Origin of the sequence: Nonomuraea sp. H19 (assembly GCF_052068215.1) — a bacterium.
In the GTDB taxonomy this organism is placed as follows: Bacteria; Actinomycetota; Actinomycetes; order Streptosporangiales; family Streptosporangiaceae; genus Nonomuraea.
Genome location: NZ_JBQHCV010000030.1, coordinates 109977 through 119492 on the forward strand (window position 1 = coordinate 109977; position 9516 = coordinate 119492).

A 9516-nucleotide genomic window follows, 5' to 3' on the forward strand; every position below is an offset into this window, starting at 1 on the left:
CACGCCCGTGGTTCACGCGGCCCTGGGGACCAGGTTCTCGATCGCGGTTCGCAGCCGGTCGGCCGCGGTGTCGATCTCCTGCTGGGTGGCCTGGCCGTTGGCGAGCACCTGCTCGGCGGCGGCCAGGGCGGCGGCCATCGACGCGACGCTGTCGTCGGTGTAGCGCGACCTGTCGATCGCGCTCGCCTCACCGATGAGCACCGCCAGCAGCGTGGAGTCGTTGATCGTGGTGAGGAACTCCGCCTCGGCGACGTTGGTGTTGCCGCCGGTGGGGAAGGCGATGCGCAGCCGCGGGTAGGCGGCCGTGCGTGCCAGCTTGACCTCGTACCATCTGGCCTCGCTGACCCCGCTGACGGTGTGCAGGGCCGTCCAGGTGACGCCGCCGTCGGCGGAGCCCTGGAAGACGACGCCGTTCATGCGGGTGGTGTGGGTGGCGCGCGGGTAGAAGCGCAGGCCGTCCAGCGCCACGGCGTTGGGCAGGCGAACGTCGATCCAGCCCGTGGCCGTGGTCGTGTCGGTGTAGGTGGTGATGTCACCGTCGACGGCTCGCCAGCCGTTCTCGGCCTTGGTGCCGGTGCCCGGCCAGATCACCGTGGACGCCTCCACCATCGAGGGCTGGATCGGCACCTTCTTCAGCAGCGTGGTCGCCGGCATCAACTCGGCGATCGCGGCGTAGATCCGGTTGATCAGCGCCTCCTCGTCGAAGCCCTCCTGCTTCATCGCCTCCTTCACCTCGGCCACTGTCGTGGACAGCAGGTAGAAACTGCCCTTGGTGTAGTCGGCCGGCACCAGTCGCTCCGCCTCAGCGAGCACCTCGGCGAGCGGCCGGGCCGTGGCCACCAGCATGCGGGAGGCGTTGCGTTCCACGCCGTCGGCGCCGATGGCGGTCACCTTGTAGTAGCGCGTGCCGTACCGCAGCGGTTCGCTGTCGGCGTGGCTGAACGTGAGCATGTCGGAGAGGATCTTGCTCCAGCCCTCCACGCCCCGGGTCGTGGCCACCTTGGGGTCGATGGTCCGGTAGACGTTGAACCGCACCGCCTGGTCGGGCTTGCTCCAGTGCAGCCTCACCTGGTCACGGTCGCGCTCCACCCTGGCGTACAGCGTGTCCTCGCGGTCCCGTTCGACGTGCACGTGGCTGAACGTCGCGGCCGTGGCCGCCGCCACGCCGGCGTGCACCCCCTCGGGGAACGGCGTGAACATCTCAGCCACGAACTCCCACGCCCGGCCGTCCTTGCTCGCCCACGCCCGCACCATCTGGCCGTCCACGTCACGGACCAGCCGGACCCAGGGATACTGGGCGGCGGTGTAGGCCGGGATGCGGGCGTTGAGCGGGCTGCGCCGCTCGTCCTGCCAGTCGTGGAAGGAGTCGCGGGTACGGTTCCGCAGGACCAGCTTTCCATCCGCGTCGGCTCCGAAGGAGATGTAGCGGGTGGCGGTGGCGAGTTGGTCGCGCAGCATGACGCCGCTGAGCGGCCCGGAGTGCTCGTCGATCTTCGCGGTGATCGAGCCGGGGCCCGTGAGCACCTGGTTCACCAGGTGGAGCGAGTCGGTGATGCCGGGGCGCTCGCTCAGCCGGTGCTCGTCGCCGTCGCCGAGGCCCTTGCCGTTCCCGCCGGAGACGGCCACGCGGAAGTTGTCGATCTTCACCGTGCCACTGACCTCGCCGACCTTGTCGGCGCGCCACGGCCCCTCGCCCGGCGGGTCGTCCGCCACCTTGGCGGCTTGGGACGGCCAGCCGGAGCCGTGCCGGTTGACCGCGGTCACCGTGTAGGAGGCGGCCTTCGGGTGGCGGTCGGTGAAGGAGGTGCCGCGCACGTCCTTGGCGACGACCTGGCCGTCCCGCTCGATCGTGTAGGACTCGGCGCCGGAGGCGGGCTTCCAGGTGAGCACCACCTGCTCGGCCGGGCCGCGCAGCGCCTGGACGAAGTCCACCTTGTGCGGCTTGACCTGCTGCTCCACCGCGCTGTCCAGGCGGAGCACCATCGCGGTCTCCGGCGGCACGGTGACCGCGCCCCGCGCGACCGGCTTGCCGGAGACGAGGTCGAACGCGTCGCCCGGCACCTGCAGGGTGAAGTCCCGCTTGTTGCCGTACTCCTGCCTGGTGGTGTTGAAGGCGAACAGGTACGAGCCGTAGCGGGCGGTCAGGAAGTCGCGGTAGCCCGCGTAGGGGTGGTCGACCTCGAAGCCCTCGCGGCGTACCGTGCCCACGCCCGGTTGGTGGGCGGCCGGCGCCACCTCTCCAGCCAGGGCCTGGGGCAGCGTGCCGTCACCCGTCTGCTGGTCCTCCATGAAGTCGACGTCGATGTTGTTCATCCGCAGGTAGTAGTCCTGGTAGGAGAACTCGCCGTCGGTGGCGAGCTGCACGATGGCGTGGTGGGTGCCGGTCAGCACGTGCAGCCTGCCGTTCCCCGCGACGCCGCGCTGGCGTTCGAAGAGCGAGCCGAAGATGCGGGTGTCGCCGTCGCGTACGGACACGAACATGTTGTCCACGTCCGCGAAGGCGAAGCGCTCGTAGTCGGCGGGGTTCACGCCGAGCGCCTGCAGCTGCTCGGGCGTGTAGAAGGCGAAGTCGGTGTGCGGCATCACCTTGCCGGCCGCCACCTTGCCGAACCGGTCGTAGCCTGCCCTGCCCTTGGTGATGTAGGCGTAGGACTCGGCCAGCCACAGGTCGTACTTGCGTTTGCCCTCCACCGAGCCGAACGCGTTGAAGAACTGGTTGTCGGCGCGCTGCTGCTGGGCGAAGCCGACCGCCTCGGCGGCGTAGTCCCAGTAGGGCTTCCACTCGTCGCCGGCGTAGCGCTCAGGGTGGTCGGCCATGTGCTTCTCGAGCGAGACGTACTCCATGATCCGGCCCTCGCTGACCCGCAGCCCGTACGCGGGCCAGCCGGGGAAGCCGGTGTTGCGCTCGTCGACGACCATCTCGGCGCGCATGACCCGCTTGCCGTTGTCGTCGACGTCGGTGTAGCGGGTGAAGCCGCGGGCGTGCAGGTTCTTCAGCGCCAGCTTCAGGATCTCGTCGTTGAGCTGCTCGTCGCCCGCGTGACCCCAGGTGCGGTAGAACCACTCGGGCAGGTAGTTGGTGGACTCGCCGTAGTTGGCGACGAAGGTGTTCTCCCTGGTCAGACCCGCTTTGGTGATGCCCGTGTAGTGCTTGCCGTACGGCAGGCGGCGCACCACCCGGCCGTCCGCGTCCAGCTTGGACTTGGCCAGGCCTTTGGAGATGGTCTGTACGTAGTCGTCGGTGAAGCGGGCGGTCTGGTCGTGCCAGAACAGCGAGTGGTAGACGTCCAGTTCCTCGCCGCCGGGGCCGACCAGCACCTCCTCTCCGAGGAACGGCTCCCAGCCGAGCGCCTCACCGGCGATCCGGTGGCTGCGCTCCTTGCCCTCGTAGAACGTGGAGCCGATGACGCGCAGCCCTTCGTGGGCCTCCCACGCGCCCTCGTAGGTGTACATCACCTGGTTGTAGATGTAGGACAGGCGGCTGCGCGCGAAATCGAAGTTCGCCTTCAGCACCCGCTCGTACGCCTCGCGGCGGGACAGCTCGCCGCCCTCCCAGTCGACGCCCTTGAGCGAGGCCGGGCCGTCCTGGGTGTTCGTCACGAACGGCTGGTCGAGGAAGGCGTCCCACGCCTGGGCGCCGAGGATCGCGTCGTCCTTGATCAGGTTCTCCACGATGTACAGCGCCTCGCCGAGCGCGCCGTAGTAGCCGCCCCAGTCGCCCTGGTGGCCGCCGCGCAGCAGCAGCCCGGTGTTGCCGTAGTAGTCCTTCACGTGGTTGTCGACGGCCTTGAACAGCCGCATCAGCGCGGCCTTCTTCAGCTCGGGCGTGTTCGCGGGAACCCAGGGCTGCAGCAGCGCCATGGCGTAGAAACGCAGGTCGTCCTGGTAACGGACGATCGAGAGTTTCCTGTCCTGGGCGGCGTCCAGGTAGGCGCTGTGCTGGTTGAACAGGCCGATCTGGCTCTGCCGGTAGCGGTCGATCATCGCCTGCTGCTCGGCCTCGGCCGGCCCGGCCGCTGGGGTGGTGTCCGGGGTGAACGACCCCTGCTTCTCTCCCGAGACGTCCAGGTAGGCGGCGGTGTGGGTGTAGGCCCGGTAGTATCCGCGCGAGTTCTGGGTCACCGGGGCGGCGAAAGCGCCGTCATAGGTCCTGACCGTCATCTCCACCAGGTGCTGCCCCTGGGTGTGCTGGAGCGGCAGCATGATGGTGCTGTAGTAGAACCGGTTCGGCAGCGGCCTGCCGTGGCCGGTGTTGATCGCCTCGTAGTCGCCGGAGCGGCGGTAGCCGATCTGCTCGCCGTTGATGTAGGCGACGCTCTTGTAGCCGGAGGAGTCGCCGCCCCAGAACTTGAGCGTGAAGTAGTTCTGCGCCACCGGATCGACCTTCATCCGGAACCGCAGCTCGCCCCCCTTCGGGCTGGGCGGGTTCGTCGGGTTGGCCACCCTGGCCTTCTCACCCAGCGCGCCGTCCACCACCGAGGTGAACTCGCCCGTGAAGGCGTGCGCGGCCTCGGAGTTTTGGTCCCCGAAGGCGATGACGTCGACGTGGCCCGGCGGCAGTTCGGGATCCGCCTGGGCCGGCAGAACGGCCACCAGCGGCGCGAGCAGGGCCGCGGCGATCGCTCCTAACAGGATTCTTCGCATTGCAGTCTTTTCTCCATGGGTGAGCGAGCAGGGAAGCGATGCGAAAGGAGCGAGGATCGTGACCCGGCGCGCAGCGCGCCTGTGGCAGCGAACGTTGTCTGCAACGGCACCGCCACACCGGGGATCGCGACGCCCTTCAGCACGTCACACGGCGAAGAGGGCCTTCGTCTCAGGACCCTCTGGAGCAGCGGGGGACGGTTGGGACAGGTGGCGGCAGGCTTGGCAATGACATGGGCACGCCTCGGGGGTGAGGGGTTGCACGGGGCATCGATGGCCCGTTCATAGAAACCGGTGCCTGAAGGCTAGATGCCCGCCATGTCCTGGACAAGACCCCGTTACATCAGCGTTACATCCGCCTGGAGCAGGTCGGCCACCTGCCGATTCACGCGTTCACACGGGGGAAGCGGCCGTCCGCCGACCGCACGAGGCGCGCTCCGCACCTGTGCCGTACAGGTGGAGCACCCCAGCTCAGGCCCCCGATAGGAGCACGCTGGAGAAACCGTTGCCCGGGCTAAGGCCGGCTCGGCGAGACTCGGGACCGCGGCCTTAGCAAAACGGCAGGCGGCCACCGCAATAGGGGCGCCGTCACGCAGTGGCAGGCGACCACTACTTGTCGAACACGTTACGTGCATCTACATTTGCGGGCACTTAGAAAACGTTCCCTATGGGCTACCCGGAGAGCTGATGCCTGCACTCATCGACCGCGGCGGGCGCCTGGAGTGGCACGCCCCGCACGAGATCCTGCGCGTCGAGCCGTGGGGGCCGCACGCCATCAGGGTGAGGTCCGCCCCGCACGCCATCGACGACGGGCTGCCGGGCGCGCTCACCACGCCCGCGCCGGGAGCCGCCCCGGAGCCGACCATCCGGGAGGACGGCTCGGCGGTGCTGGTCAACGGCCGCATCACCGCCGAGGTCACGGACGGCGGCAGGGTCCGCTTCCTGCACACGCAGACCGGCCGCGAGCTGCTCGCCGACAAACAGCCCTACGTCTGGCACCAGGGACCGCGCGTGCACGCCCCGCTCGGCGACGGCGGCCACCGCCTGGAGCAGCACTTCCGCGGCTACGACGGCGAGCGCCTCTACGGGCTCGGCCAGCACCAGCACGGCCTGTTCGACCAGAAGGGCTGCGTGGTCGACCTCGTCCAGCGGAACACGACCACGACGATCCCGTTCCTGTTCTCCTCGCGCGGCTACGGGCTGCTGTGGAACAACCCCGCCATGGGCCGCGTGGAGCTGGCGCGCGACGCCACCCGCTGGATCGCCGACACGGCGCACCAGATCGACTACTGGATCACCGCGGGCGACAGCCCTGCCGAGATCATGGCCGCGTACGCCGGCGCCACCGGACACCCGCCGCTCGTGCCCGAGTGGGCGACCGGGTTCTGGCAGAGCAAGCTGCGTTACCGGACACAGGAGGAGCTGCTGACCGTCGCCCGCGAGCACGCCCGGCGCGGCCTGCCGCTGTCGGTCATCGTGGCCGACTACTTCCACTGGGCGCACATGGGCGACTGGCGCTTCGACGAGGAGTTCTGGCCCGACCCGGAGGCGATGGTCAAGGAGCTGGACGACCTCGGCGTCAAGCTCATGGTCTCGGTGTGGCCCACCCTCGATCCCGCGTGCGACAACCACGCCGCCATGCGCGCCGCCGGTCACCTGGTCAGGAACGCCGAGGGCGGCCTGCTCACCCACCCCTGGCCGGCCAAGGGGCGGGGCGAGCACTTCGTCCCCATGGCGTACTACGACCCGACCGTCCCGGGTGCCCGCCAGAAGCTGTGGGAGGAGCTCCGCGAGCACTACCTCGACCTCGGGATCGAGGTGTTCTGGCTGGACGCCTGTGAACCCGACCTCTCCCCTCGCGAGGCCGAACTGGCGCTGTACGCCGCCGGCCCAGGACGCCAGGTCGGCAACATGTACGGCCACTACCACGCCCAGGCGCTCTTCGACGGCCTGCGCGAGGCGGGGGTGGAGCGGCCGCTGTCGCACGTCCGCTCCTGCTGGGCAGGCAGCCAGAGGTACGGTGTGGCGCTGTGGTCGGGCGACATCCGCACCACCTTCGAGGCGCTGGCCACGCAGGTGCGCACCGGGCTGAACGTGGCGCTCAGCGGCATCCCCTGGTGGAACACCGACATCGGCGGTTTCGCCGGCGGCGATCCGACCGACCCCGCCTACCGGGAGCTGATGATCCGCTGGTTCCAGTACGGCACGTTCTCCCCCATCATGCGCCTGCACGGGGTGCGCGATCCCGCCGGACCGTTCGTCGCCGAGAGCACCGGCGCGGCCAACGAGGTGTGGTCGTACGGCGAGCAGGCCTACGCGATCCTCCGCGAGCACCTGCTGCTGCGCGAACGGCTCCGCCCCTACCTCCTGGAGTTGGCGCAGGCGGCGCACGACAGCGGGGCGCCGGTCATGCGCCCGCTGCTGTTCGATTTCCCCGGCGACGAGCACGCCTGGACGGTCGACGACCAGTTCCTGCTCGGACCCGACGTACTGGTGGCCCCGATCGTCGAGGCGGGGGCCCGAGCCCGCCCGGTGTATCTGCCCGCCGGGACGCGCTGGCTGGAGGTGGCCACCGGCGCGGTCCACGACGGCGGGACCCTGCTCGCCGAGGCGGCGGCGCCCTTGGTGTGCATCCCGGTCTTCGTCCGCGAGGGCGCCGAGGTGGGGCACGCGTTCACCCCCTGACGGCCACGGGCCGGCACGTCCTGCTCGGCACCCACATCGTCATTCGCCATCGTCGTTCGCCGATCCACGGCGGAGCCGGCTGGATGCCGTAAAAGGTACGGCCCGCCGTCGTCGGGCATAATCGGAGAGCTACGAGGCCCGTGGAGGTGGGACGCGTGAGTGACGAGACCCGGCGACTCGTGGGGATCGACACCACGAAACCCAACCTTGCCCGGATGCACGACTACTTCATCGGCGGAAAGGACAACTTCGCCGTCGATCGAGAGGCGGCGGAGGCGGTGCTGGCCATCGCGCCGGAGGTCCGCGTCATGGCGCAGGAGCACCAGGCGTTCCACGTGCGCGTGATGCGGTTCCTCGTGGAGCAGGGCGTCACGCAGTTCATCAACCTGGGCTCCGGGCTGCCCACCGCGCACAACACGCACGAACTGGCCGGATCCCTCGTTCCCGAGGCACGCGTGGTCTACGTCGGCAACGACCCGGTCGTGCTCAACCACGGGAGGGCGATCCTCGCCAGAGGACCCCGAACGGCCATCGTCGAAGGCGACGTCATGCATCCCGGCGCACTGCTCGCCGACCCGGAGCTGCGGCGCGTCATCGACCTCGATCGACCGGTGGCGCTGCTGCTGTTCGGCATCCTCCAATACATCGCCGACGCAAGCGACCCGTTCCGGCGCGTGGCCGAGTTCCGTGACGCGTTGCCGGTCGGCAGTCATGTGGTCATCACGCACGTCGTCTTCGACGCTCGCCCGGAGGCCGCGGCGCCGATCGTCGAGATCTACCGGAACATTCTGGGCCACCGCGAGGGCGGCGCCCGTACGCGCGAGCAGGTCCTGCCCTTCTTCGACGGGCTCGAGCTGGTCGAGCCTGGCCTGGTCTACGTACGCGAGTGGCGGCCCGACAGCCCGTTCCTGTCGGAGAGGCCGGACAAGGCATGGGTGATGGTGGGGGTCGGCCGCAAGGCCGAGCCGGCCGGCTGACAGTCCGCGCGCCGGACGCGGGCACCTGTGCCTGCACCATGCTGCTGGGGCCGCTGCGGAGGCAGTGATGAATGTTTCATCGCGAAAACTGCACGGCCGCGCATTTCTCTTTCCGCGCTTCCGTCTTATGACCTGGGCCGATTCCAGAGCGCTCATGAATGGCAACGATGCTGATCGTCCCGTTTGCAGGCGTTGCATCACGAAGGCTTCTTCCCTGAAACGGGCTGTGCTTGACTGAGCCACGTTCAGGGAAAGCGCTTACCGAGCGGCTTCGAGGCTCTTGGAAAGGAGCCCGTCATTTGATCGGAACCAGAGCTCATCCACGCTGGAGGGCGTTCCCCGGCGACGCGATGGCGGCCGCCGCACTCGCCGCGGTGGCGTAGGCCGGCGCGGGCCGGCAAGATCAACCCATAGGCGCGCCCTGGTGCCATGACCGCGCCGGACCGGCGCAATCCCCCGCTCGACCACCGTATGCGGCCCCGCGGGCCGCGTTGCCGGCATGGGCCGCGAGAGACAATACTCAGCACTCACCTTCGAACGGAGTTCGACGTGCGCGAAAAGGAGCGTTTCGGCAGGAGGGTGGCGGTCGTGCTGACCGCCGGCCTCATGACGACCGGCGGGCTGGTGGCCATGTTCATCACGCCCGCATCGGCCGCCCCGTCCAACGGCAACTACACGCTGGCCAACGCCGGCAGCGGGCTGTGCGCCGCCGTCCCCGGGCCGAGCACCGGCGACGGCGTGCAACTCGTGCAGAGCGCATGCGCCGAGACCGCCGGGAAGGTCTTCACCGTCACCGCCTCCGGCGGCGGCTATCAGATCAAGGCGCAACACAGCGGCAAGTGCCTCGGCGTCCGCGACGCCTCCACCAGCGCGGGCAAAGCCGTGCAGCAGGAGACCTGCACGGGGGCCGCCTCGCAGACCTGGCAGCTCACCGTCTCCGGAGCCAACTACCGGGTGGTCAACGCCAACGGCGGCAAGTGTCTCAACGTCAAGGACAACTCCACCGCGGCCAACGCCGTCCTCCAGCAGAACTCCTGCGACTCGGCGGCCACCAAGCAGTGGACGCTGCGGCCCTCGGGCAGCGGAGGCGGCCCGACGGCGAGCCCGACGCCGACGGTCACCCCGACGGGCGGCTCCGGTGGCGGCAGCGGTGCCTGGCCGAGCGACACCGGTAGCGTGCATCAGACGACGACGCGCAACACGGGGTCGTTCT

4 protein-coding genes are annotated in these 9516 nt (G+C 69.4%); 3 read left to right on the forward strand and 1 reads right to left on the reverse strand.

Annotated features, from left to right (window positions below; all coding sequences use genetic code 11):
• Positions 1–12: 12 nt before the first annotated feature.
• Positions 13–4644: a hypothetical protein gene (locus ACTMTI_RS46150; protein WP_441127200.1), complete on the reverse strand. Its 4632-nt coding sequence runs from the start codon at positions 4642–4644 to the stop codon at positions 13–15.
• Positions 4645–5328: 684 nt separating this feature from the next.
• Between ACTMTI_RS46150 and ACTMTI_RS46155 the strand changes: the two genes are divergently transcribed.
• From ACTMTI_RS46155 to ACTMTI_RS46165, 3 genes are all read left to right on the forward strand, one after another.
• A complete protein-coding gene (locus ACTMTI_RS46155) occupies positions 5329–7326 on the forward strand; it encodes a glycoside hydrolase family 31 protein (protein WP_441127201.1) in 1998 nt (665 codons plus the stop codon).
• 155 nt (positions 7327–7481) lie between these two features.
• On the forward strand, positions 7482–8303 hold the full coding sequence (locus ACTMTI_RS46160) for an SAM-dependent methyltransferase (RefSeq protein ID WP_441127202.1): 822 nt from the start codon (positions 7482–7484) through the stop codon (positions 8301–8303).
• A 549-nt stretch (positions 8304–8852) separates the two neighbouring features.
• On the forward strand, positions 8853–9516 hold a 664-nt coding region (locus tag ACTMTI_RS46165), incomplete at its 3' end, for an RICIN domain-containing protein (RefSeq protein ID WP_441127203.1).

Bases quoted from the DNA above. Each gene is read 5' to 3' on its own strand.
- ACTMTI_RS46150 (WP_441127200.1), bottom strand. From the start codon at position 4,644: ATGCGAAGAATCCTGTTAGGAGCGATCGCCGCGGCCCTGCTCGCGCCG.
- ACTMTI_RS46155 (WP_441127201.1), top strand. From the start codon at position 5,329: ATGCCTGCACTCATCGACCGCGGCGGGCGCCTGGAGTGGCACGCCCCG.